The sequence below is a fragment of the Enterobacter nematophilus genome (assembly GCF_026344075.1).
GTDB lineage: Bacteria > Pseudomonadota > Gammaproteobacteria > Enterobacterales > Enterobacteriaceae > Enterobacter > Enterobacter nematophilus.
In genome coordinates, this window is record NZ_JAPKNE010000001.1 from 950,208 (window position 1) to 975,371 (window position 25,164).

Consider the following 25,164-nt stretch of genomic DNA (forward strand, 5'->3'; position numbering starts at 1 on the left):
GGAGTGACCATGTCTGCCACCTCACAAAAATGGCTGCTGCGCGCCGCCCCGTGGTTTTTGCCCGTCGGCATCGTGGCGCTCTGGCAGCTCGCGTCGACCACCGGCTGGCTGTCGAGCCGCATACTGCCCTCTCCGGAGGGCGTTATCGAAGCGTTCTGGTCGCTGAGCGTCAGCGGCGAGCTGTGGCAGCATCTGGCGATCAGCTCCTGGCGTGCGGTGATTGGGTTTTCCATCGGCGGCAGCATTGGTCTGTTGCTGGGTCTGATCAGCGGCCTTTCCCGCTGGGGCGAGCGGCTGCTGGATACCTCCATTCAGATGCTGCGCAACGTGCCGCACCTGGCGCTGATCCCGCTGGTGATTCTGTGGTTTGGGATTGATGAAAGCGCCAAGATCTTCCTCGTGGCGCTGGGCACGCTGTTCCCGATATACATCAACACCTGGCACGGCATCCGCAATATCGATCGCGGTCTGGTGGAGATGGCGCGAAGCTACGGCCTGTCCGGCTTTTCTCTCTTTACACACGTGATCCTGCCGGGCGCCCTGCCCTCCATTATGGTCGGGGTGCGTTTTGCGCTCGGCCTGATGTGGCTGACGCTGATTGTGGCGGAGACCATTTCAGCCAATTCAGGCATCGGCTATCTGGCGATGAACGCTCGTGAATTCCTGCAAACGGACGTGGTGGTGGTTGCCATCATCCTGTATGCCCTGCTTGGCAAACTCGCGGACATCAGCGCCCAGTGGCTGGAGCGCAGCTGGCTGCGCTGGAACCCGGCCTATACCCTTCAGGAGGCGAAAGCATGAATACGGCACGACTGAACCAGGGAACGCCGCTGCTGCTGAACGGCGTAACTAAACGCTACGGCGAAAACACCATTCTTAACGGGCTGGATCTGCACATTCCCGCCGGCCAGTTTGTGGCCGTTGTCGGGCGCAGCGGCGGCGGCAAGAGCACGCTCCTGCGTCTTTTAGCCGGGCTGGAAGCCCCCAACGGTGGAGAGATTCTGGCAGGAACAACGCCGCTTTCGAATATTCAGAACGATACGCGCATGATGTTTCAGGACGCGCGGCTGCTGCCCTGGAAGACGGTGATTAATAACGTCGGGCTGGGGCTCAAAGGCAACTGGCAGGATGAAGCCCGTCAGGCGCTGGCCGCCGTCGGGCTGGAAAACCGTGCCGGTGAATGGCCTGCGGCGCTGTCGGGCGGGCAGAAGCAGCGCGTGGCGCTGGCGCGAGCGTTGATTCACCGTCCCGGCCTGCTGCTGCTTGATGAGCCGCTCGGCGCGCTCGACGCCCTGACGCGGATCGAAATGCAGGATCTGATTGAATCCCTCTGGCAGGCGCACGGCTTTACGGTCCTGCTGGTGACGCATGACGTCAGCGAAGCCGTGGCGATGGCGGACCGGGTATTGCTTATAGAAGACGGGAAAATCGGTTTGGATCTGACGGTGGATATCACGCGACCTCGTCGCGTGGGCTCGGCGAGACTGGCGGAGCTGGAGGCGGCGGTACTGGAGCGGGTGATGAAGCGTGGGGTAAATGAGCGTGCGTTGATTACGGCTAATGCCTGATGCCCTCACCCCGGCCCTCTCCCACAGGGAGAGGGAGGGTTAAGCTTTCTATCAGGCCAGTGCTTTAGCAATCTTCTCGTACAGATCGCCAGACAGATTTTCCAGCCCTTTCAACTGCTCAAGCGCGGCGCGCATCTTCGCCTGGCGCTGCGCATCGTAGCGTTTCAGGCGGATCAGCGGCTCAATCAGACGTGATGCAACCTGCGGGTTACGGCTGTTCAGCTCGGTCAGCATTTCCACCATAAACTGGTATCCGCTGCCGTCTTCGGCGTGGAACGCGGCCGGGTTGCTGCTGGCAAATGCGCCAATCAGCGAGCGAACGCGGTTCGGGTTGCTCATGGTGAACGAACGGTGCTTCAGCAGGCTGCGAACCTTGCTAAGCGCATCGGCCGCCGGGCTGGTCGCCTGCAGAATAAACCACTTGTCCATCACCAGGCCATCCTGGTGCCACTTGTCGTCATACTCCTGCATCAGCGCATCGCGGCACGGCAGTTCAGCGGCAACGCTTGCCGACAGCGCGGCCAGCGCATCGGTCATGTTATCCGCTTCGTGGTACTGCTTGCTCACCAGCGTGTTCGCCAGCCCGGCCTCACCAAACGCGAGATAGCGCAGGCAGGTATTGCGCAGGGTACGCTTGCCGATATCCGCATGTTCCACGCGATAGGCGTCAAGCTTGTTGGCGTTGTAGAGCGCCAGGAATTCATCCGCCAGTTCGGTCGCCAGCGTGCGGGTCAGCGCTTCGCGCACGGCCACGATGGCAATCGGGTCGATGATCTCGAACAGCTCCGCAATTTCAGTCGCGGACGGCAGCGTCAGAATTTCAGCCGCCAGCGCCGGGTCAATCTTCTCGTCCAGCAGGATGGCACGGAACGCGTCTGCCACATGCACCGGCAGCGTCAGCGGCTGGCCCTGCTGGTAGCGGTTCACGTTCAGCTTGATGTAGGTTGCCAGCAGGCTCTGCGCGGCGTCCCAGCGAGAGAAATCGTTGCGCGCGTGGCGCATCAGGAACGTCAGCTGCTGGTCGCTCCACTTGTACTCCAGCTTCACCGGCGCGGAGAATTCGCACAGCAGCGCAGGAACCGGCTGGAAGTAGACGTTATCGAAGATAAAGGTCTGCTCTGCCTGGGTCACGTTCAGCACGTTGTGCACCGGATGGCCGCCCTTCTGCAGCGGAATAACGTTGCCTTCGTTGTCGTACAGCTCAATGCTAAACGGAATGTGCAGCGGATATTTCTTTTCCTGCTCGGCGGTTGGCGGCGTGCGCTGGCTGATGGTCAGAGTGTACTGCTCGGTTTCCGGGTTGTAGTCGTCCTTCACGGTGACGATCGGGGTTCCGGCCTGGCTGTACCAGCGGCGGAAATGAGAGAGATCAACGTTGGACGCGTCTTCCATCGCCTGCACGAAGTCGTCGCAGGTGGCCGCGCTGCCGTCGTGGCGCTCGAAATAGAGCTGCATCCCTTTCTGGAAGTTCTCCTCGCCCAGCAGGGTGTGGATCATGCGAATAATTTCCGCGCCCTTCTCGTACACCGTCAGTGTGTAGAAGTTATTCATCTCAATGACTTTGTCCGGACGGATCGGGTGCGCCATTGGGCTGGCATCTTCCGCAAACTGCAGGCCGCGCATGGTACGCACGTTGTTGATGCGGTTGACCGCCCGCGAGCCGAGATCGGAGCTGAACTCCTGGTCACGGAAGACGGTCAGGCCCTCTTTCAGGCTCAGCTGGAACCAGTCGCGGCAGGTGACGCGGTTACCGGTCCAGTTGTGGAAATACTCGTGGCCGATGACGCGTTCAATATCGAGGTAGTCTTTATCGGTGGCGTTATCGGTACGCGCCAGCACGTATTTGGAGTTAAAGATGTTAAGGCCTTTATTCTCCATCGCGCCCATGTTGAAGAAGTCGACGGCGACGATCATATAGATGTCGAGATCGTATTCGAGGCCGAAGCGCTCTTCGTCCCACTTCATGGAATTAATGAGTGAAGTCATCGCCCACGGCGCGCGGTCAAGGTTGCCGCGGTCAACGAACAGCTCCAGCGCCACTTCGCGTCCAGAGCGGGTTTTGAAGGTATCGCGCAGCACGTCGAAATCACCCGCCACCAGCGCAAACAGGTAGCACGGTTTCGGGAACGGGTCCTGCCACTGCACCCAGTGACGGCCATTTTCCAGCTCGCCCTCGCCGACGCGGTTACCGTTGGAGAGCAGGAACGGATAGAGCGTTTTATCGGCAATGATTTTAGTGGTAAAGCGCGCCAGCACGTCCGGGCGGTCGAGGTACCAGGTAATGTGGCGGAAACCTTCTGCTTCACACTGGGTACACAGGGCCACGCCTGACTGGTAAAGCCCTTCCAGCGCCGTGTTGGCGGCAGGGCTGATTTCATTCACGATGCGCAGCGTAAAGCGTTCCGGCAGGTTGTCGATGACCAGCTGGTTGCCTTCTTCTTTATAGTCTGACCAGGGTTCATCGTTAATGTGCAGGGAGACCAGCGTCAGGTCTTCGCCATCCAGACGCAGCGGTACGGCAGTCGCGCTGTGGCGCGTCACCTGGCTTACCGCCGTCACAACGGTTTTTGTGGCATCCAGGTCAAAAGTCAGGTCGATATCGCTAATCAGGTATTCCGGCGCACGGTAGTCGTGGCGGTATTTGGCTTGTGGCTGTTGTGTCATAGAAAACCTTATGCATCGTTTGTCGAGTAACGTTTCAATATATTCCTGTTGCGTAAAACGCGCTATGCAGAATGTTCATCTTTTCAGGCAGAAACACCTTTTTTGCTACATTTGTATAACACGGGGCACGAAATGCTCTCGACCATAAAGTGTGCTTATGTTGTGATCGGGGTTCAATAAATCACTAAACAAGGTATACTCCGGAGTTGTTTATTGTACTAAACGCTCCCGTGAGAGGATGCTACAGCGCACCTATGACTCAATTCGCTTCTCCGGTTCTGCATACGTTGCTGGATACCGACGCGTATAAACTGCATATGCAGCAAGCCGTTTTCCACCATTACTATGACGTTCACGTCGCGGCGGAATTCCGCTGCCGTGGTGACGACTTGCTCGGTATCTACGCAGACTCCATTCGTGAACAGGTCGATGCGATGCAGCATCTGACGCTGCAGGACGACGAATACCAGTGGCTTTCAGGCCTGCCTTTCTTCAAAGCGGACTATCTGAACTGGCTGCGCGACTTCCGCTATAAGCCTGAACAGGTCACCGTGACCAACGAGAACGGCAAGCTGGATATTCGTCTTGAAGGTCCGTGGCGGGAAGTGATTATGTGGGAAGTGCCGCTTCTGGCCGTCATCAGCGAGCTGGCTCACCGCTACCGTTCGCCTGAAACGGGCGTCGAACAGGCGGTCGCCTCGCTGGAAAACAAACTTGAGGCATTCTCAACGCTGACCGAAGGGCTGGATATGTCCCGCTTCCGCCTGATGGACTTCGGCACCCGTCGCCGCTTCTCTCGCGAAGTTCAGCAGGCTATCGTTGAACGTTTGCAGCAGGAGCCGTGGTTCGTGGGCACCAGCAACTACGATCTTGCGCGTCGCCTCAACCTGACGCCAATGGGCACTCAGGCGCACGAGTGGTTCCAGGCGCATCAGCAAATTAGCCCTGACCTGGCTAACAGCCAGCGAGCGGCGCTGGCCGCCTGGCTTGAAGAGTACCCGAATCAACTCGGGATCGCCCTGACCGACTGCATTACGATGGATGCCTTCCTGCGTGACTTTGGTCCCGAGTTCGCAGAGCGTTACCAGGGGTTACGCCACGACTCCGGGGATCCGGTTGAATGGGGCGAAAAGGCGATTGCCCATTATCAAAAACTCGGCATTGACCCGATGAGCAAGGTACTGGTCTTCTCCGATAATCTTGACCTGGCGAAAGCTGTCGAACTGTATCGTCATTTCAATACCAGAATTAATCTGGGCTTCGGGATCGGTACCCGGTTGACCTGCGACATTCCTCAGGTAAAACCTCTGAATATCGTGATAAAGCTGGTGGAATGTAACGGCAAGCCGGTGGCAAAGCTCTCCGACAGCCCGGGTAAAACCATCTGCCATGACAAAGCGTTTGTTCGCGCATTGCGCAAAGCGTTCGATCTCCCCCAGATCAAAAAAGCCAGTTAAGCGCTTACGGGAGCCTTCAGGGCTCCCTTCCCTTATTTATTTCTCAATTCTTCTCTTTTGACTGCGAAATTTACTTGTCTGATAGCGGTTGGCAGGTAACATAGATATCCCCCCGTCTTGGGGTGGACAAGTGTTTATTTTTTCCGACTATTAACAGAGAGAATATTATGAGCGTTGTGCCTGTAGCCGACGTACTCCAGGGCCGTGTCGCCGTTGACCAGGAGGTCACCGTGCGCGGATGGGTGCGTACTCGCCGAGATTCTAAAGCTGGCATCTCCTTCCTTGCCGTCTATGACGGTTCCTGCTTTGATCCTGTACAGGCCGTCATCAATAATTCTCTGCCCAATTACAATGATGACGTTCTGCGCCTGACGACGGGCTGTTCCGTTATCGTTACCGGTGTGGTTGTCGCATCACCTGGCCAGGGTCAGAGTTTCGAGATCCAGGCCTCAGCCATTGAAGTCACCGGCTGGGTTGAAGATCCGGACACCTACCCGATGGCGGCAAAACGTCACAGCATAGAATACCTGCGTGAAGTCGCACATCTGCGTCCGCGTACCAACCTGATTGGTGCGGTGGCTCGCGTGCGCCATACGCTGGCCCAGGCGCTGCATCGCTTCTTCGATGAGCAGGGTTATTTCTGGGTGTCGACCCCGCTGATCACCGCGTCCGATACGGAAGGCGCAGGCGAAATGTTCCGCGTCTCGACGCTGGACATGGAAAACCTGCCGCGCACGCCGGAAGGTAAAGTGGACTATGACAAAGACTTCTTTGGTAAAGAAGCCTTCCTGACGGTATCCGGTCAGCTCAACGGCGAAACTTACGCCTGTGCGCTGTCTAAAATCTATACCTTCGGCCCAACCTTCCGCGCCGAAAACTCCAACACCAGCCGCCACCTGGCGGAGTTCTGGATGCTGGAGCCGGAAGTGGCGTTTGCCGATCTGAATGACGTTGCAGGTCTCGCAGAAGCGATGCTGAAGTACGTCTTCAAAGCGGTGCTGGAAGAGCGTCCTGACGACATGAAGTTCTTCGCAGAGCGCGTTGACAGCGATGCTGTAGCGCGTCTGGAGCGTTTCGTCTCTGCCGACTTTGCGCAGGTGGACTATACCGACGCGGTAGCGATCCTCGAAAAATGCGGTGAGAAGTTTGAGAACCCGGTTTACTGGGGCGTCGATCTGGCGTCTGAGCACGAACGCTATCTCGCCGAGAAACACTTCAAAGCGCCGGTTGTTGTTAAAAACTACCCGAAAGACATTAAAGCCTTCTATATGCGCCTTAATGAAGACGGTAAAACCGTGGCAGCGATGGACGTACTGGCGCCGGGCATCGGTGAAATCATCGGTGGTTCTCAGCGTGAAGAACGTCTGGACGTGCTCGATGCGCGCATGGAAGAGATGGGTCTCAACCCTGCGGACTACAGCTGGTATCGCGACCTGCGCCGTTATGGCACCGTTCCGCACGCCGGTTTTGGTCTGGGCTTCGAGCGTCTGATCGCCTACGTTACCGGCGTTCAGAACGTGCGTGACGTGATCCCGTTCCCGCGTACTCCGCGCAACGCCAGCTTCTAAGTAACACCACAGACAATGGCCAGCATTTGCTGGCCATTATTTTATTCTGTCTTGTCAGTTTTTGTCAGCGTAAAGTCAGCCTTTTTAAACCACCACCCCGTCACAACCACTACCTGTTACGTTTTGTTTCCGCGAAATATCCAGCCACAAAAAATAAACCTCAGTCTTATTGCGATTATTACACCCTGAAGTAATAGCACAAATTTCAACCAATTTTCAGCCATCCAGAAGTCTTTTTTCGGTCATAAGAAAAAACGAGTCGTTTAACATCCGTTTATAGGAATTGCCTTTATCCAAATTAAACATAAGGAATTCATATATATAGGAAACAAACTGATGCTTAATTCGCCAGAGGGTTCCGAAATTTGAGATGGTTCACAAAGTTCCCAAAAATACACATTTAGTTACACATATTTTCTTTCTGTAACTCAATCTTGAAAATTGTAGCACTTTCAGGCTAGCGAAACGCTTCGGTGAATGGAAAGATGCCTGTCAGATACATAAAGACACCAAACTCTCATCAATAGTTCCGGAAATATTTATTGACAGAATTTATTGGCGGCGGTGGCGAGTGTCATAAAAAAACCAATGAGGGTAATAAATAATGATGAAGCGCAATATTCTGGCAGTGGTAATCCCTGCCCTGCTGGTAGCCGGTGCAGCTAACGCTGCAGAAATCTATAACAAGAACGGCAACAAACTGGATCTGTACGGAAAAGTGGTTGCCGAGCATGACTTCGTCACCTCAGGTGACAACACTGACAGCAGCGACGCTACCTATGCGCAGATCGGTTTCAAAGGTGAAACTCAAATTAATGACCAACTGACTGGTTATGGTCAGTGGGAATACCGTGCCCTGGCAAGCCAGGCAGAAAGCAACCAGACTCAGCGTACTCGTCTGGCGTTCGCTGGTCTGAAAGCCGGTGATGCAGGTTCAATCGACTACGGTCGTAACTACGGTATCGTTTACGACGTAGAATCCTACACCGATATGGCGCCATCCTACTCTGGTATGACCTGGGCCAACTACTCTGATAACTTCATGACCGGCCGTACCACGGGTGTTCTGACCTATCGTAACTCTGACTTCTTTGGTCTGGTTGACGGTCTTAGCATGGGCCTGCAGTACCAGGGTAAAAACGAGCGTGACGACGTTAGAACGTCTAACGGTGACGGCTTCGGTACTTCTGTAGGTTATGAATTCGGCGAAGGTTTCGGCCTGATCGGTGCATACAGCAACTCTGACCGTACTGATGCGCAAAGCGCTGATGGCAAAGGTGAGAAAGCTGAAGCATGGGCAGTTGGCGCGAAATACGACGCAAACAACATCTACCTGGCAACCACCTATGCTGAAACCCGCAATATGACCCGTGAAGATGACGGCTCATTCGCGAACAAAACTCAGAACTTCGAAGTTATCGCCCAGTACCAGTTCGACTTCGGCCTGCGTCCTTCCGTGTCTTACGTTCAGTCTAAAGGTAAAAACCTGGCACAGCGTGGCACCTTCTCCGGCGGCGATGCTGACCTGCAGAAATTTGTTGAACTGGGTGCGACTTACTACTTCAACAAAAACTTCAACATCTATGTTGACTATCAGCTGAACCTGATCGACGACAGTGACTACTCTCGTAGCGTTGGTATCGTGAACGGTAAAGACGACCAGGTTGCAATGGCTGTAACTTACCAGTTCTAATCAGTACACCACTTTGTTATATGCATAATGAACAGGGCTTCGGCCCTGTTTTTTTATGCCTGACAGAAAATAATGGCGACTTTTGAAAAGCCGCACGCTTTTCGTCGCAAACGGTTGGCATTTTGTAAATCTACCGTTAACCTGATAGCGGATTTCACTTCTGTAATCACAATGGAACTTCGTCATGTTTGAGAACATTACCGCCGCTCCTGCCGACCCTATTCTGGGCCTGGCCGATCTGTTTCGTGCCGACGACCGCCCTGGCAAAATCAACCTGGGTATTGGTGTATATAAAGATGAAACCGGCAAAACTCCGGTACTGACCAGCGTTAAGAAAGCTGAGCAGTATCTGCTGGAAAATGAAACCACCAAAAACTACCTCGGTATTGATGGTATCCCTGAATTTGGTCGCTGCACCCAGGAGCTGCTGTTCGGTAAAGGCAGCGCAATCGTGAGTGACAAACGTGCGCGCACGGCGCAGACCCCTGGCGGTACCGGCGCGCTGCGCGTGGCGGCGGATTTCCTTGCGAAAAACACCTCTGTTAAGCGCGTATGGGTGAGCAACCCAAGCTGGCCGAACCACAAGAGCGTATTCAACTCTGCGGGCCTGGAAGTGCGCGAATATGCTTACTATGACGCGGCAAACCACGCTCTGGACTTTGACGGCCTGCTGGCAAGCCTGAGCGAAGCGCAGGCGGGTGACGTGGTGCTGTTCCACGGCTGCTGCCACAACCCAACCGGTATCGATCCAACGCTTGAGCAGTGGGAACACCTGGCGAAGCTCTCCGTTGAGAAAGGCTGGCTGCCGCTGTTTGACTTTGCTTACCAGGGCTTTGCCCGCGGTCTGGAAGAAGATGCCGAAGGCCTGCGCGCGTTCGCAGCCGTGCATCAGGAGCTGATCGTTGCAAGCTCCTACTCCAAGAACTTTGGTCTGTACAATGAGCGTGTAGGTGCCTGTACGCTGGTTGCGGCTAACGATGAAACCGCCGATCGCGCCTTCAGCCAGATGAAGTCCGTTATCCGCGCTAACTACTCTAACCCGCCGGCACACGGTGCGTCTGTTGTTGCGACCATTCTGAGCAACGATGCGCTGCGCGCGATCTGGGAACAAGAGCTGAACGATATGCGTCAGCGTATCCAGCGCATGCGCCTGCTGTTTGTGAACACCCTGGCTGAGAAAGGCGCTGACCGCGACTTCAGCTTCATCATCAAACAGAACGGCATGTTCTCGTTCAGCGGCCTGACCAAAGAGCAGGTTCTGCGTCTGCGTGAAGAGTTTGGCGTGTACGCCGTGGCCTCTGGCCGCGTGAACGTTGCAGGCATGACGCCTGACAACATGGCGCCACTGTGCGAAGCGATTGTCGCCGTCCTGTAATTTGCGCCCACAAAAAAGCCTGCGTAAGCAGGCTTTTTTTATGCTGGTTACCAGACAGGCATCTCATCCTGAAGGAACGGGTTATGGAGCCGTTCATAGCCCAGCGTCGACATCGGACCGTGTCCAGGGATAAACGTTACGTCATCACCCAGCGGCAACAACTTCTGTTTGATCGACTGAATCAGCTGCCCGTGATCGCCGCGCGGAAAATCGCTGCGTCCCACGCCACCTTTGAAAATCACATCGCCGGAAATCAGCAGACGGGACTGGTCATCAAAGAAGACGATATGGCCTGGCGTATGCCCAGGACAATGCAACACCTGTAAAGTCACATTCCCTACGTTAACGCGCTCTCCTTCGTTCAACCAGCGATCGGGCGTCAAAGGCTGACACTCATCAAGGCCAAACATGCGGCTTTGGGCGGGTAACCCCTGCAGCCAGAACTCATCTTCTTTTTCCGGGCCGATAATCGGCACACCGTAGTGTTTAGCCAGTTCAGCCGCTGCGCCTACATGGTCGAGGTGACCATGCGTCAGTAAAATCTGCATCAGCGTCACGCCGCTGTCGGCAACGTCCTGCTTGATTTTCTCAGCGTCACCGCCGGGATCGACAAGCGCGGCCAGTTTGGTTTGCTCGCACCAGATTAATGAACAGTTCTGGGAGAACGCGGTAACCGGAATAATACGATAGTTCATACTGCTCCTGTGTTTCGTTATTACCAGTGCCGAACCGGCCCGGTATCAATATGCACAAAGTTGCTACGTGGGTAATATCCTACACCACCAGCGCGCATAGATAACGCGGCTTTGCGAATATTGGCTAACGAAACGCCTTCAATATGGAAATCCATTGCCTGTCCCTTCGTGTGGTAGCTTTTTTTCGCTACACCACGGCTATGGGCGCGCAGTTCATTATTGGTATCAATTGAGCGATAACCAGAAATAAGCTGCACCGGCCTGCTGGTGCCCAGAAGGCCCTGAAGGCGGAAAAGCTGATCAAACAGTCCAGGGTCGATGGCTTTTACTTTATTCGCGCGGAAATCACGGAAAAAATGGTTGAGTCTTGCTAATTCATCCTGAATATAGCCTCTGCCATCGAAAAACTCCGCTTTTAGCGACTCACCAGTGTGAAGATTGCTGAGCGTTAAAACGCGCGGACGAGGTGTCGAGAGGGTGGCAAATGCTGGCGTCGGTAAGATGGCCGCTGCGCCAAGCGCAACACCACCTAACGCCAGCAGCTTGCGGCGATTAGCGTCAAATTTGTCCATGATAATCAGGTCTACAGGTCAAAGAAATCGTAATATGCTTAGCGCACGAAGGGCACCTTAACTGGCAAAACAGAGTACGTCAAGGCGCCCAACCCCAGTGAATACGCGGCTTACAGCGATATTGGCCCCGATTCACCATAACTTACGACAATCATTTTTCCCGAACTGCTTCATTTACCTGATTAATTGTTCCGCTTTTGGCAAAATTTGTGCGCCGGATCGCGCGGTGAGATCATAATTGTAAATATCTGTACGGTACTGAGTGCGACCGTCTTCACCCACAAACGCCGTCAGATAATAAAGATTAACCGGAATGTTGTGGCGAATATTCACGTAGCGCGTATCCCCCTGCTTCAGGGCGTCAGAGATACGCGTATCGTTCCAGCCCGCATCCTGCAACAGCATGTTGGCCAGCTCCGAGGCTTTATTCACGCGCACGCAGCCTGAACTCAGTGCCCGGGTATCTTTCTGGAACAGATTGTGGTTCGGCGTATCGTGCAGATAGATAGCATCTGAACTTGGCATGTTGAATTTATAGCGTCCCAGAGAGTTATGCGCTCCGGGAGCCTGCTGGAAGCGGAACGGCAGATTGGAAGCCGTAATCGTCGACCAGTCGACCATGTAAGGATCGATTGCCTCTTTACTGTTCCAGCCACGCATCACCGTATAGCCATGACGTTCCAGATAACCCGGATCGTTCCAGACCTTAGGCAGAATGTCCTTACGCGCCAGCGTCGGCGGCACGTTCCACGGTGGGTTAACCACCACGTTATTTAACGCGCTGCTCATCATCGGCGTTTTGCGATCCGGACGCCCGACAATCACGCGCGAGGCCAGTTTCTCGCTACCATCCTGATAATAGACCAGGGAATAGGCCGGGATATTGACCATAATGCCGGTGGACAGCGTGCCCGGCAGCAAACGCAAACGCTGAATATTAAGCGCCAGCACCCCTGCCCGCTGCGCAGGCGATACGTTAAGCCAGTCACGCGTTGACGGTCCAATAACGCCATCGGCTCCCAGCCCCTGAACGGCCTGGAACTGTTTAACCGCGGCGACCAGCTCGCGATCGTAAGCCTCGGGCTTGTTACTCAGGGTAGTGGCCTTGTTCTCTTTTACGGGCGCTGACGGGCTGACCACCGCGCTTTGCGGATCGTCGCCCGGCAGGGCAATCTTCGGCCCGCCATCAAGAATACCGGAGCGTTTCAGGATCTCGCGCAGGGCTGGCACATCGCTGCTCCACTGACCCGGACGCAACGTTGCGGTCCCCCGCATTTGCGGCCATGGACGCGAGTCCCCCACCAGCGCGAGGAGCGACTGGTGCATGGTGGCATACTGTGGATGCGCCGGCGCGAGGCTGGCAATAAAGCGCGGCAGGTCGCCGTTATCCAGCGCTAATTGCCACTGGTTAATCACCGACAGGGCTGGCGTCGCCAGCTTATAGGGCCTGTCGCTGTACAACCAGCGGTTACCATTGACCGGAATTCCCGCCACAAACTGCAGGTAGCCCATCATGGCATCGGAAAGGACCACGTCCCGCGCCTGACCGGTGACGGCAGGATCGGTTAACAGCTCAACCCACTTCGTAAACTGCGGCTGGAAGCCCGCAATCGCCACTTCCGCCAGCTGTTGCTGGAAGGCGCGCACGGCTTCGCGGTTTTCCCACATGGGCTTCATATCCCGGGCAGCATAAAGCAGCGTGAGCTGATTGATATAGGCGGGCGTGTAGCCTGAAGGCAGGCCTGTCTGGAGCTGCTGGCTGAGCGATTCAACGTCGATGCCTTCCGGCAATGGCTTAATTCCGGCCATGATGGCCGTTGCCGGAGATTGTTCCAGCGGCTGAGACAATGACGTCGGCTGCGCGCCTGTCGTTGCGGAGCTGTCAGTCGGCACAATTTCAGGCTCGTCGGCCTGGGCGGTTAACAGTGGAGCAAACATCACTGCCAGACATAAACTCAGCGCTGACAGCTGACGACCACATTCTTTCTTTAGCAACATCCCTTGCCCCCTGTTTTTACGACATGCCCATCACGGTGGGGCTTTCTTTTATTATAGGTAGACGACAACGCTGTTGCCTTACCTTATGTAAAGAAGTTTAAAGATAACGCAGCCCTGAGCACAAGTTAAGTGAATAAAAAAAAGCGGCGCTTTTGCGCCGCTCTTTGTAACAAAACGCCTCAGGAAGCGTCTGCCGTGGTTTCCGGCAATGACTCAGGCGGTTGCGGCGCAAAGCCACGTAGCCCGACAACGTGCACGTGTTCGCTGTTCTGGAACACTTTACGCACCAGCTTATAGGTGGTGCCTTTTTCAGGGCTGATGTTTTCCGGTGCCGCAATGATGAGCTGCATATCGAGACGTTCGCAAAGCTCAAACAGCGTGGCAATCGAGCGGGCATCGAGACGCGCCGCTTCATCGAGGAACAGCAGTCGGCATGGGGAAATGTCTTTCCCGCGCAGACGACGCGCTTCATCTTCCCAGCTCTGCACCACCATCACCAGAATCGACATCCCGGTACCGATCGCTTCACCGGTAGAGAGCGCTCCGGACTCCGCACGCAGCCAGCCGTCTGAGCCACGGTTAACCTCAACTTCCATTTCCAGGTAGTTACGGTAGTCCAGCAGCTCTTCACCGATGGTTTGCGGCGTACGCTGGCCCATATCAATCTGCGGATTCAGGCGCTGATACAGCTTCGCCAGCGCTTCGGAGAAGGTCAGACGGTTGCTGTTGAACAGATCCTGATGCTGCTCGTGCTGCTCAGAGAGCACTTCCAGCAGCGTCGCGTGGGCTTCACGCACGTTGACGTTAAGACGTACGCTGTTGACCTGACCAAACGACACGCTCTGCAGCCCCTGGTTCAGCTGGCGGATACGGTTCTGCTCGCGCTGAATGGTTTTACGAATGATATTCGCCACGCTGCGGGAGCTGATCGCCAGCTTCTGCTCGCGGGAGGTCAGCTCTTCCGTCAGACGCCCCAGCTCGATTTCCATCTGTTCGATGGCTTCGACCGGATCGTCGGTACGGATGATGTCCTGACGAATACGCTCGCGCAGGTGCTGGTAAACCGCCACGAAGAACTGGATTTTACGTTCCGGACGTTTCGGATCCTCTGACATGCGCAGCACATCGCGCAGGTGTTCGTTATCCGCCACCGCCAGACGCAGCGCACCCAGCGCCTTATCCGACATCGAACGCAGTTCATCGGCAGAGAGATATGCCAGCTCGCGGCGGTGCAGGCGACGCTCAACGTTGTTGTCTTTCACCATCCGCATTACGGCGCACCAGCCCGCTTTCGCCGTCACCACCTGCTCGCGCATTTCATGGTAGTCGCGTTCCAGCTTGCGCAGGCGACGGGTCAGGTTATCCATTTCCGCTTCGCAGAAGGTGAGCGCTTTTTCCAGCTGATTACGACGCGCGCGGTTATTGCTGAGCTGGCTGTGCAGCTCATCACGACGAATGCGCGCGCGCTCTTCCGCCCCGCTGTCGGCACGGACGCCTATGTCCTGCAGCTCTTTCTGCAGGTCGTTTAAGAGCTCTTTCTTGGTGTCAAAGGAGCTTTTCAGCGAGGCCAGCACCTGGTTGTACTGGTTCAGCTGAGCCGAGTGGCTGCGCATCGCTTCGCGAGCGCGGGTACGTTCCGCTTCCGCCTGCTCAAGGCGCTGACGCAGTTTTTCATTCAGGTCGCTGTTGCCGCTCAGCATTTCAGCCGAATCGGAGTAGCCGAAGTGCGCACGACGCTGCACCACTTCCGTCAGGGCAAACGCCTGCTGACGCGCTTCGCGCTGCACCTGCTGTGACCAGGCATAATCTTCTTTTAACTGCTCGAACTGTTCCGGGTCGCTCTGCAGTACAGACACGACGGGCTCCAGCTTCGCCAGATGGTTGCCGTGCTGCTGCACGAAACGCGCGGCTTCCTGGGCTTCATCCAGACGTTCCTGAATCTCATCCACGCGGTCGGCCAGCGTGTCATCCGCCAGCAGGTTCAGGCGCGGCAGGATGCGGTTAAGGGCAGCGACGCCCTCTTTCGCCTGTTCGAACTGGATGCGGCTCTGCTGGTTGTCACTTTCATGACTGGCAATCGCGCGCTCCAGCTCGCCACGACGGGTATTGAGCTTGCGGATTTCCGCTTCCGGGTCGGCTTCAAACGCCACGCCCAGATGGCTGCCGATAAAGCGGCTGAACGCCTGGTGCAGACGCTGGGTTTTCTGTACGTCAAACGACAGGGTGGCAAAACGTTCAGACAGCGTTTCACGCTCGGCGTGGAGGCTCTCAATGCGGCTTTCGCGCGCGGCGCGGCCAAACAGCGGCAGCTCCGGGAAGCGGGAGTAGCGCCACTGGCGGTCGGCGATTTTAACCACCACCGCTTTTTCCAGCTCGTCAACGCTAAACACGCTGTCATCAAACGACTGCGGATCCCCTTCGATCAGATAGAGATCTTCCGGGCAATCCTCCAGCCCTGCGAGCTGTTCAGAAATCAGCGACAGATCCGGCACCACGATTGCGTTGCGGGATGGACCGTACAGCGCGGAGAAGTAAGGCGCATCGTCCAGGCCGACGTCATCGTAAATCTCAGACAGCAGTACGCCGCCAAAACGCTCGGCTAAGGTGTTCAGACGCGGATCTTCTGACCCGCCCGGCTGGCTTAAGCGCTCGATTTCTTCGTCGACGTCACGCTTGCGGGCACCCACTTCGTCACGCTCAACAATGGCTTCGCGCTCGCGCTCCAGCAGCTGCTGCAGGTATTCCGTCACCTGCTGGCTGGATTCGAACTCCTCGCCGCACTGTTCGCTGAGCTGGTTCAGGCTGCTTTGCGCGGCCAGCCAGACCGGCGCACGCTCCAGAAGCGTCTTCGAACGAGACTGAAGCTGCTCCAGCTCCTGACGCAGCGTCATACGCTGTTCGCTGGCGTTTGATACGGTATCGGACAGGGCCGCAATTCGCGCTTCCAGCTCCTGATGCAGCGCCTCAAGCTCGTCGAAATCGTACTGTTTGCCCTGACGCTTGCAGAACTCGGCCAGCAGACGCTCGGCTTCCTGCTGCTCGCGCAGGCGCTGTTCCAGCTCGTTCAGGCGCATGCGCAGCGGCTGCACCTGTTCGGCAAGATGGCGCTGGTTGACGCCGTCGCGCAGCAGTTCACGGGCGACTTCCCAGGCTTCGTTACGCGCCAGCGGGCCATTAATGGCAACCACCAGCTGATAAGCCTGCTCAAACTGGCTGTGCGCCGTTTGCGCGACGCTCATTTTCTGTTCAAGCGAGAGCAGTTTTTCGGTGGCTTCCTGCTCTTTGGCCTGGAAGGTGTCCAGCCATTCGTCGGCGCTGTCCGGCGTCAGGTCTGGCAGATGGCACAGCTCTTTTGCACGCTGTAGCGCCTGCAGCGCCTGGTTGTACTGAATCGCACGCGTCTGCTGCACGTCCAGCGCCTGCTGGTAATCGGCAAGCTGGCTTTTCAGCTCGTCCACTTCCAGCTCGGCGGCTTCGGCGCGGGCTTCGTTCTCTTCCTGCATCTCGGCGGCTTCGGCCACCACTTCATTTTGCTCTTCGAGACGAATCTGCAGCTCATCGAGATCCGCTTCGTAGCGTTCGATCTTTTCCTGCTGGCGCAGCGCGGTCTGCACCAGGTTCAGGTGATCGCTGGCAGCCTGGTAATCGGCTTCCAGATCGCCTTCGGCACCGTTGTGTTCGCCCAGCTCGCGCGCCATCTCTACGTGCTTATACTGCTCGGCCACCAGCTGTTTACGGGAGGTAAACAGCTCGCGGCGGTATTCTAATGCCTGATCGAGATGGACGCGGCGCTCGTTGGCGTGTCGCATATAGTCCGCCGCCACGTAGTTGGTGGCTTCGCTGATCAGGTGTTTAAACAGGTCGCGGTCAGACTGGGTAACGCGAATCGCTTCCAGCGTCATGCGGTTTTCACGCAGCGCCGCTTCCATGTCCTGGAAGGCCTTACGCACGCCGCTGTTTTCCGGCAGCAGGTAGTCGCGGAGGGAGCGGGTAATGGCGCTGGAGATACCGCCGTACAGGGACGCTTCGATAAGTCGGTAGTATTTGCTACGGTCTGAAGCGGTACGCAGACGGCGCGCCACCACGCCCAGATCGAACATCAGGGAGTGATAGTCGGTAATCGAGTTGAACTGCTTGAACTGCACGCCCTCAATGGCTTCCAGCTTGTCCTTCAGCTCCTGCAGCGTCAGGACGCGCGCCTGGCGTTCATTCAGCGTTTCCGTCAGCAGCGCGGTCGGCTGTACGGAGGTTGGCAGCCCCTGAATGGCAAACGGTTTGATATCCACTTTACGGTCGCGGCCGGCAACCTGCTGCAGGCGCACACCCACCACCACGCGCTGGTGACGGGAGTTGATGACGTCCAGCACGGAATAACAGACGCCCGCTTTCAGCTTACCGTGGAGTCCTTTATCGCGGGAGCCGCTCGTTGCGCCCGCTTCGGTGGTGTTACGGAAGTGAAGCAGCGTCAGGTCGGGGATCAGCGCCGTAACAAACGCCGCCATGGTGGTGGATTTACCCGCCCCGTTACCGCCGGAGAGCGTCGTCACCAGCTCATCCAGATCGAAGGTTCGGGCAAAGAAGCCGTTCCAGTTAATCAGCGTTAGTGAGCGAAATTTACCGCGTTCAATCATTACTCTTCCTCCCCGCTATCCGGCAGATTCTCTTCATGCTCGTCATTGAGCTGCAAATGGTTTTCCACCGGCATCGCTTCACCGTCGCGGATCATGCGAAGCTGCGCTTCACGCGCGTCATCGCCCGCACGCACGTCGGCGCCGAAGCGGAAGACCGATTCCGTAATGCGGAATTTGCTGCTGTCGTGGCCCATAAACCAGACCATCCCCAGACGGCGCAGACGGCTCAGGGAAGAGCGAACCTTTTCCTGTAATTTCTGACGGTCAAGATCCGACCCCGTCGAACGGTTGTTCACCAGCTTTAGCAGCTTGCTCTCATCCGCCAGCGTCAGCAGCTCATCGTACAGCTCCTGCTGGGTGAAGATGCCTTCATTTGCAAGGCGTTCCGGGCTGAGGTAGAGATAGCAAAGAATTTTGCCGACCATCATGTCCAGCTCGGAAAGCACGGAGCGCGGGATCAGGGTCGTGGAGCGCGGGCGCAGATAGAAAAAACCTTCCGGCGCGCGGATAAGCTCCACGTTGTAGCGGGCGTAAAACTCTTCCAGGTATTCCTGGAAGTCCATCAAAAAGGCGTGATTATCCAGCTCGTCCAGGCCAATGTGACGACCGGCACGCAGCTGGCTGTCCAGCGCCGGAAATAACGGATTCGCCAGCGCCTGTGCCAGCTTAACTGGCATCACTTGTTCAATATTTGTCAATGACATGCGCCTGTACCTTGGCTCCGTAATCGTTAATTGGCTGCCACTTCGGCGGCAGTCCGGTGAAATCTGCTTGCGCGATACCTAGGCGAACCGCCTGGTCTACCACAATGCGGGCAACGTCGAAGTGGCGCGCGCGAGGATATTGCGCCAGATAGTCGCGCACCACGAGCCCAAGATCCAGCGGCGCTTGTCTGGTTTTGTAGACGGCGAGCTGTTCTTCGATCATCGCCGCAAGTTGCTCACGAATTTCGTTGAATTCTTCGTACTCCAGATCCGGCGGCAGTTCACCGGTAACCTCTTCGTCGCGCAGCGCCATCTCTTCGTCGCGCATATCCAGCAGACGATCGGCATTGGCATAGGTCAGCGCCCACGGCGCATCAAAGTAGGTCTGTACCGACTGGCGAAGACGCTGGGCAAAGACGCGGTTTTTATCCATATCAATCGCGGTACGGATAAATTTATGCACGTGGCGGTCATAGCCGATCCACAGATCGATCGACTGCTGGCCCCAGCTGATGATGCGGTCAAGTTTGCTCTGCAGATCGAACACCAGACGGTCGATAAAATGCAGATCGTCGTGCGCCAGGGTCGCGTCCTGGATGCGCAGCAGGTTGGCCTGCAGCTTGTCCCCTGCGGCCTCCAGCGTATCCTGCAGCTCACGCAGCGTACCGGAGGTTTCTGACAATAAAAGTTCACAGCTGGAGATGGCCGCACGCCAGTCTTTGTTCAGCAGCTGCGCGATATCGTCTTTCACCTGCTGCTGCTGCTCGTCCATCAGGCGCTGGGTGAGATCGATACTGTCAAAAATCTCGGCCACCGAGTATTTCAGCGGCGCGTAAACGTTGCGGTGCCAGTGGAATTCGTCACCGTTTTCATCGGCCGCGTCGGCGGCACGCTTAAGCTCACCCGCCACGATCGAGAGCTGCATGGAGAGACGCAGCGTGGAGAATTCGCGCTGGCGAATGTAGTAGTCGGTAATGCCGATGCCCAGCGGCGTCAGGCGATAGATGGCGTTTCCTTCCGCCTGCTCGCTGGTAAAGCGGTTCAGCAGACGTTGACGCACCATATCGTTGATTGCGTTATTGGCACGCACGCTAATGGTTTCGCTGGTTTGCTCAAACGCATCACTGACGTGGCGGAACGCATCCACCAGTTCACCCTCGCTCATTTCACCATCCAGCCGTTCGCCGTTGAGCGTAGCAACCGCCAGCAGGAAAGAGAGTCTGTCTACCGGCAGCGAGATGGAGAAATCGTTTTTCCTGGCCCAGGCAACCAGTTCGGGGACTGTCTGGGAAAATTCACTCATAGGTTATCCTTGCATCTGCGGCTTGTGCGCGGTGACGTGAATATAGCGGCCAAGGCTGACAAACGGCTCCTGGCGGCAATACCGCGTTTCTAATTCTGTTAAGGTGTCAAAACAGTCACGCTGTTTGTGTTTTTCACGCAGATAATCATGAAACACCCTGACGCCCGTCTTCCCGACAATCTGCCAGCCAATCTCTTCCAGCCAGCCGTAAACCTGCTGCGGATCGCGCGGATAGTCCGGGGAAAGCGTGCGTTTTTTCTTTTTCGGCATCCCGACCTGAACATAGTCGAAGTTCCCTGCCACCATGTTGTGCATCAGGAAGCCGTTAGCATTGTAGAACATCAGCGACAGCGTACCGCCCGGGCGTAACATCGACCACAGGGTTTGTAACACGCTTTGCGGATCGGCAACCCATTCCAGCACCGCATGAAACAATATCAGATCAACCTGTGTTTCCAAATGCTGCGCGATGTCCTGAGCGGCGCATTGTATAAAATGCATGTTGTCGCTCACACCTTTCTCTTCTGCGGCACGCGTCGCGCGGGCGACCATTTCAGCAGAAAGATCGCAAAGCGTGACGTGATGACCGAGCCCGGCCATTTTTATCGCCGTCTGCCCTTCACCGCCTCCGGCGTCCAGCACGCGCAACGTTTGGCCGCCAAAGCCCGCCAGAATGGTATCCAGATCCTGCCAGAGGATCGTCTGACGGAGCTGCCCTTTCGTGGTGCCATAAATGTTGCGCGAAAACTTTTCCGCGATGTCATCAAAATTGCGATCCCGCATTGGGAGAGTTCCACTCGCTAACTGCAAAACCGCTATTTTGTCACACCCGCGCGGAGAATGAACCTCTCTGGTGTAATATCACCGGTAATCATCTGCTGTATGGTCAAAAAAGGAACCAAAAAGGATGCTTTTTACCCTTAAGAAATACGTTGGAGGGATGATGCTTCCCCTTCCGCTGCTGCTTGTCATCATCGCGCTGGGGCTGGCGCTGGTGTGGTTTAGTCGCTTTCAGAAGAGTGGCAAAACGCTTATTACGTTCGGCTGGCTGGTCCTGCTGCTGCTGAGCCTGCAGCCGGTAGCGGATGGACTGCTGCGCCCCATCGAAAACAGGTACCCGACGTGGCAGGGAAACCAGAAAGTTGAGTACATCGTTGTGCTGGGCGGCGGGTATACCTGGGACCCTGACTGGGCTCCCAGCTCGAACCTGATCAACAACAGCCTGCCACGGCTAAACGAAGGCATTCGCCTGTGGCTGGCGAATCCGGGATCAAAAATGATCTTCACCGGCGCGGCGGCCAAAACCAACCCGGTGAGCACGGCTGAAGCGGGGGCCAGAATCGCGGAATCGCTCGGCGTACCGCGTTCCTCTATCATCACGCTGGACAGCCCAAAGGATACCGAGGAAGAGGCTGCCGCGGTGAAGCAGGCGATTGGCGATGTTCCGTTCTTACTGGTGACCTCCGCCTCGCACCTGCCACGCGCGATGATTTTCTTCGAGAAGCAAGGTCTGCACCCGCTTCCCGCACCGGCAAACCAGATGGCCATCAGCGCGCCGCTCAACCCGTGGGAACGGGTGATCCCCTCTCCGATGTGGTTGATGCATAGCGATCGCGTCGGCTACGAGACGCTCGGACGCCTCTGGCAGTGGCTGAAAGGATCGTCAGGCGAGCCAGGGCAAGAGTGATTTAGCCGCCAGATCGAAGTTGGCGCGATTGAAACGTCCGGTGTTGACCAGCTGCGCCACTTCGTCCCAGAGCAGATAAAGCCAGCGCCGCCAGAGAAACGCCTCTGCAACGGGCGCGCGCTGAAGGTAGTGCCACAGTAACCCTTCCGCCGCCCCGCTGTCGCTGAGCCTGAACAGCTCATATTCCCGCGGTGCCCAGAGCATGATCCCCGGCCCTAGCATCGCCAGGAGCTGATCGCTGCGGGAGTCTTTGAGCATGCTGCGCAGAGTAAAATTGCCGTGGATCAGCACGCAGTTGTCGTTAAAGCCGTTGAACAGCGCCGGTAAGCACTCGCGGGTGCGAAACAGAATACGTTTGTCCTGCATGGTCAAACCGGTATTGTTGAACTGGTTAAGCGTCCCCCACAGCACTTCCACCCGCTGGCGATACCACAGCGGCCACAGGTTTTCCTGGGTGCTGTCGACCGGGCCAACAAGCCCACGGCTATCCTGTCGGTGCCAGGCCAGCAGCGCCTCGACAATCTGGTCTTTCAGCTGTTCCCAGCGTTCCGGCGTACGCGCGGGCGCTTCAACCGGCACACCGCGTAAACGCTCAATCAGCAGTACGTCCGGGCCGGGATGTTCCTCGTGGGTCATCACGCCGTACACGGTCGGCATACGGACGGTTCCCTCCCGTGCCAGCATCGACATTTTCCAGGCAAGCTGCCTGGCCACGCCCGGCGACGAGAAGCTTCTGGCCATCAGCGGCATCGGATTGCCCTGGCCGTCATACAACGACCAGAGCGCGGTATCGACCTTTTCACTCACACATTCGACCCGGCTTAACTTCTCACCCAGCAGATGGCTAAGTTCGGCACGCAGCTGTTCCATATGAGATTACCCCCATTAAGACTACTGCTTTTATAATGAGCGCACAGCGTGAAGATGTCACCCGGAAGAGATCAATTAGGGTAAAGAAAGGGGAATTTGCGGGAGAGGACATCCCTCCGAAAGGAGGGATGCTGGCGGGATTAGCGCAACTCGGCGCGGACGCGCTCAAGATCTTCCGGCGTATCAACGCCCGTTCCCGGTACTTCGCGGGCAACGGCAACGTGGATTTTTTCGCCATACCAGAGCACGCGAAGCTGCTCCAGCATTTCGATATGCTCCAGCGGGCTCGGCGCCCAGGCAACATAGCGACGAATAAATCCGGCGCGATAGCCGTAGATCCCAATATGACGCAGGAAAGCATCACCGATGGTCTCTTTAGAGAGCGCAAAGCGATCGCGATCCCACGGAATCGTCGCGCGGGAGAAATAGAGCGCATAGCCTTCGGCATCCATCACCACCTTCACCGCATTCGGATTGAATGCCTCTTCAGCGTGGTGAATGGGCACCGCGAGCGTCGCCATACCGACCTGACGCTGCGCCAGGTTTTCCGCCACCTGACGGATAATAACGGCCGGGATCATCGGCTCGTCGCCCTGCACGTTTACGATGACCGTATCGTCACTGAAACCACATTTCTCAACCACTTCCGCCAGACGCTCGGTGCCGGACTGGTGATCGGCGCGGGTCATGCACACCTCACCGCCTGCGGCCTCAACCGCACGGGCGACGTCAGGATGATCGGTTGCAACAATCACGCGATCGGCACCGGACTCACGCGCCCGCTCAAGGACATGCACAATCATCGGCTTGCCGTTGATATCTACCAGCGGTTTACCCGGCAGACGCGTTGAGGCATAACGCGCAGGAATAATGACAACAAAACTCATGGTTTGCTCTCTTCTGCCACCAGGGAACGGGCTTCATTTTCCAGCAGTACCGGAATGCCGTCACGCAGCGGGAAGGCCAGACTGTCCAGCTTGCAGATCAGCTCCTGTTTGTCCTGGCTGTAGTAGAGTTTGCCGTTGCATACCGGGCAGGCAATAATTTCAAGTAAACGGTGATCCATAGTTCCTCCGTATGGGTAATCGCTAAAGCTTAACACATTCCCTTTTCAGGGCGTGCCTGTTTCCCAGCCACTTCGACAGGATGTGAATAACCCGTCAGGTACCTGGCCAAGCGTTACGTCGCGAGCCCCCTGCCAGCGCGCGAACTCGCTAATGGCGGACGTTAACCCTTTTTCCAGGCTCGCCGTGCCCCTGACGCCCTCTTCCAGATAAAGGGCAATGACTTCAAGCGTGCCGGTCTTGCGGTGCATTTTGGCATCCATGCGTCCGACCAGCTGTCCCTTGTGCAGCAGCGGTAAGACAAAGTAGCCGTATTGCCGCTTTGGCGCCGGGGTATAGCATTCCAGCCGGTAGCTGAAGTCGAACAGCTGCTCGGCGCGTTTTCTGTCCCAGACCACCGGATCGAAAGGTGACAATACCGCGCTGTGGGTCGCCCGGAGTTTCCCCTCCAGAGCCTCGGGCAGCAGAGGGAGGAGATCCGCATGCAGCCACATTTCGCCCAGCGTTTCCACCATGACGGGAATAACTCGCTGTTCGCGCTGCCATATCTCCAGTAGCGGCTTCAGCGCGGGCTGACGGAGGCGGTAATAGTCTGCCAGCCATTGCGGACGGAAAATGCCCAGGCTGCGGGCGCTGTTCTCCAGCATGATGGCCTCGGCCGCCTCCTGGGTAAGCAGGTCCCGCTCGTCGTCCCAGTGGGGCATCACGCGATGCGTCAGATCATAAACGCGCTGAAAATTACGCCGCTCAATGACCATGACTTTGCCTGACGTGAACAACCCTTCAAGATGACGCTTGTGCGGCTTCCACTCCCACCATCCGCCTGCACCTTTGCGCGGATGTTCAAAATCGGCGGATCGAACGGGGCCGTTTTCCTGAATATGGCTGATAAGCTGCTCTATTTCGGCCTCATGTTCCTCCATCCACGCCTGCCGGTATTTCCATCCCATCTTTTCCGGAGCAAGCATGCGGTGACGAACCAGGGCGAAATCGCTGCGGGGCAGGAAGCAGGCTTCGTGAGCCCAGTACTCCATCAGCTCCCCTTTGGAGAGCGCCTCATCCAGCCACTGCGGAGGATAACTTCCCAGGCGGCTAAACAGGACCAGGTAAGGGCTACGGGCGACAATGTTAATGGTGTCGATTTGGAGCAGCGACATGCGCTGGACGGTAGAGAGGATATCGGCAGGCTGCGCACGGCGACGGGGCTTTTTGAGCAGCCCCTGCGCGGCTAGGTGTAAATGACGTGCGGCTGAAAGCGAGAGTTGCGGTAAAGACATGCGTTTTCCTGTCAGTCAAAGCGCCACCAGAACCGCGT

19 protein-coding genes are annotated in these 25,164 nt (G+C 56.6%); 7 read left to right on the top strand and 12 right to left on the bottom strand.

The window, feature by feature from the left end; all coding sequences use genetic code 11:
• The first annotated feature begins 9 nt into the window (after nt 1-9).
• On the top strand, nt 10-801 hold the full coding sequence (gene ssuC, locus OSH03_RS04585; protein WP_266178389.1) for an aliphatic sulfonate ABC transporter permease SsuC: 792 nt from the start codon (nt 10-12) through the stop codon (nt 799-801).
• A complete protein-coding gene (gene ssuB / locus OSH03_RS04590) occupies nt 798-1,568 on the top strand; it encodes an aliphatic sulfonates ABC transporter ATP-binding protein (protein ID WP_266178390.1) in 771 nt (256 codons plus the stop codon). Before ssuC ends, ssuB begins: the two co-directional genes overlap by 4 nt.
• A gap of 51 nt (nt 1,569-1,619) precedes the next feature.
• On the opposite strand, the gene pepN is transcribed toward ssuB, so the two are convergent.
• Complete coding sequence (pepN, locus tag OSH03_RS04595) at nt 1,620-4,232, bottom strand: aminopeptidase N (protein ID WP_266178391.1); 2,613 nt, start codon at nt 4,230-4,232, stop codon at nt 1,620-1,622.
• A 254-nt stretch (nt 4,233-4,486) separates the two neighbouring features.
• On the opposite strand from pepN, the gene pncB reads away from it, so the two are divergent.
• The 4 genes from pncB (at nt 4,487) to OSH03_RS04615 (ending at nt 10,325) form a co-directional block, all read left to right on the top strand.
• Nucleotides 4,487-5,689 (top strand): nicotinate phosphoribosyltransferase, encoded by a 1,203-nt coding sequence (gene pncB / locus OSH03_RS04600; protein ID WP_266178392.1) that lies wholly within the window; start codon nt 4,487-4,489, stop codon nt 5,687-5,689.
• Between the two features lie 167 nt (nt 5,690-5,856).
• Nucleotides 5,857-7,257, top strand: a complete 1,401-nt coding sequence (gene asnS, locus OSH03_RS04605; protein WP_048960458.1) for an asparagine--tRNA ligase — start codon at nt 5,857-5,859, stop codon at nt 7,255-7,257.
• A gap of 604 nt (nt 7,258-7,861) precedes the next feature.
• The gene (locus tag OSH03_RS04610) at nt 7,862-8,950 is read left to right on the top strand and encodes a porin (RefSeq protein ID WP_277614550.1); all 1,089 of its coding nucleotides are present in this window, start codon (nt 7,862-7,864) and stop codon (nt 8,948-8,950) included.
• A 184-nt stretch (nt 8,951-9,134) separates the two neighbouring features.
• The gene (locus tag OSH03_RS04615; protein ID WP_061098686.1) at nt 9,135-10,325 is read left to right on the top strand and encodes an amino acid aminotransferase; all 1,191 of its coding nucleotides are present in this window, start codon (nt 9,135-9,137) and stop codon (nt 10,323-10,325) included.
• A gap of 47 nt (nt 10,326-10,372) precedes the next feature.
• Here OSH03_RS04615 and OSH03_RS04620 read toward each other — a convergent pair whose 3' ends face one another.
• From OSH03_RS04620 to cmoM, 7 genes are all read right to left on the bottom strand, one after another.
• The gene (locus tag OSH03_RS04620; RefSeq protein WP_219366970.1) at nt 10,373-11,020 is read right to left on the bottom strand and encodes an MBL fold metallo-hydrolase; all 648 of its coding nucleotides are present in this window, start codon (nt 11,018-11,020) and stop codon (nt 10,373-10,375) included.
• A 20-nt stretch (nt 11,021-11,040) separates the two neighbouring features.
• Complete coding sequence (gene mepK / locus OSH03_RS04625; protein ID WP_061098687.1) at nt 11,041-11,592, bottom strand: peptidoglycan L,D-endopeptidase MepK; 552 nt, start codon at nt 11,590-11,592, stop codon at nt 11,041-11,043.
• Nucleotides 11,593-11,766: 174 nt separating this feature from the next.
• Nucleotides 11,767-13,590 (bottom strand): L,D-transpeptidase, encoded by a 1,824-nt coding sequence (ldtD, locus tag OSH03_RS04630; protein ID WP_266178393.1) that lies wholly within the window; start codon nt 13,588-13,590, stop codon nt 11,767-11,769.
• 179 nt (nt 13,591-13,769) lie between these two features.
• Nucleotides 13,770-18,221, bottom strand: a complete 4,452-nt coding sequence (gene mukB, locus OSH03_RS04635; protein WP_266178394.1) for a chromosome partition protein MukB — start codon at nt 18,219-18,221, stop codon at nt 13,770-13,772.
• Nucleotides 18,221-18,925 (bottom strand): chromosome partition protein MukE, encoded by a 705-nt coding sequence (gene mukE, locus OSH03_RS04640; RefSeq protein WP_266178395.1) that lies wholly within the window; start codon nt 18,923-18,925, stop codon nt 18,221-18,223. Before mukE ends, mukB begins: the two co-directional genes overlap by 1 nt.
• A complete protein-coding gene (gene mukF / locus OSH03_RS04645; RefSeq protein ID WP_041910621.1) occupies nt 18,906-20,228 on the bottom strand; it encodes a chromosome partition protein MukF in 1,323 nt (440 codons plus the stop codon). The genes mukE and mukF overlap by 20 nt, the downstream gene beginning before the upstream one ends.
• Before the next feature lie 3 nt (nt 20,229-20,231).
• A complete protein-coding gene (cmoM, locus tag OSH03_RS04650) occupies nt 20,232-21,011 on the bottom strand; it encodes a tRNA uridine 5-oxyacetic acid(34) methyltransferase CmoM (protein WP_266178396.1) in 780 nt (259 codons plus the stop codon).
• 124 nt (nt 21,012-21,135) lie between these two features.
• Here cmoM and elyC point away from each other — a divergent pair, with 124 nt between their 5' ends.
• Nucleotides 21,136-21,915, top strand: a complete 780-nt coding sequence (elyC, locus tag OSH03_RS04655; protein ID WP_266178397.1) for an envelope biogenesis factor ElyC — start codon at nt 21,136-21,138, stop codon at nt 21,913-21,915.
• On the opposite strand, the gene OSH03_RS04660 is transcribed toward elyC, so the two are convergent.
• The 4 genes from OSH03_RS04660 to OSH03_RS04675 form a co-directional block, all read right to left on the bottom strand.
• Nucleotides 21,892-22,785 (bottom strand): YcbJ family phosphotransferase, encoded by an 894-nt coding sequence (locus OSH03_RS04660; RefSeq protein ID WP_266178398.1) that lies wholly within the window; start codon nt 22,783-22,785, stop codon nt 21,892-21,894. The genes elyC and OSH03_RS04660 overlap by 24 nt on opposite strands.
• A gap of 140 nt (nt 22,786-22,925) precedes the next feature.
• A complete protein-coding gene (gene kdsB, locus OSH03_RS04665; RefSeq protein WP_266178399.1) occupies nt 22,926-23,672 on the bottom strand; it encodes a 3-deoxy-manno-octulosonate cytidylyltransferase in 747 nt (248 codons plus the stop codon).
• On the bottom strand, nt 23,669-23,851 hold the full coding sequence (ycaR, locus tag OSH03_RS04670; protein ID WP_006174474.1) for a protein YcaR: 183 nt from the start codon (nt 23,849-23,851) through the stop codon (nt 23,669-23,671). The genes kdsB and ycaR overlap by 4 nt, the downstream gene beginning before the upstream one ends.
• A 45-nt stretch (nt 23,852-23,896) precedes the next feature.
• Nucleotides 23,897-25,126 (bottom strand): winged helix-turn-helix domain-containing protein, encoded by a 1,230-nt coding sequence (locus tag OSH03_RS04675; protein WP_266178400.1) that lies wholly within the window; start codon nt 25,124-25,126, stop codon nt 23,897-23,899.
• Between the last annotated feature and the right edge of the window lie 38 nt (nt 25,127-25,164).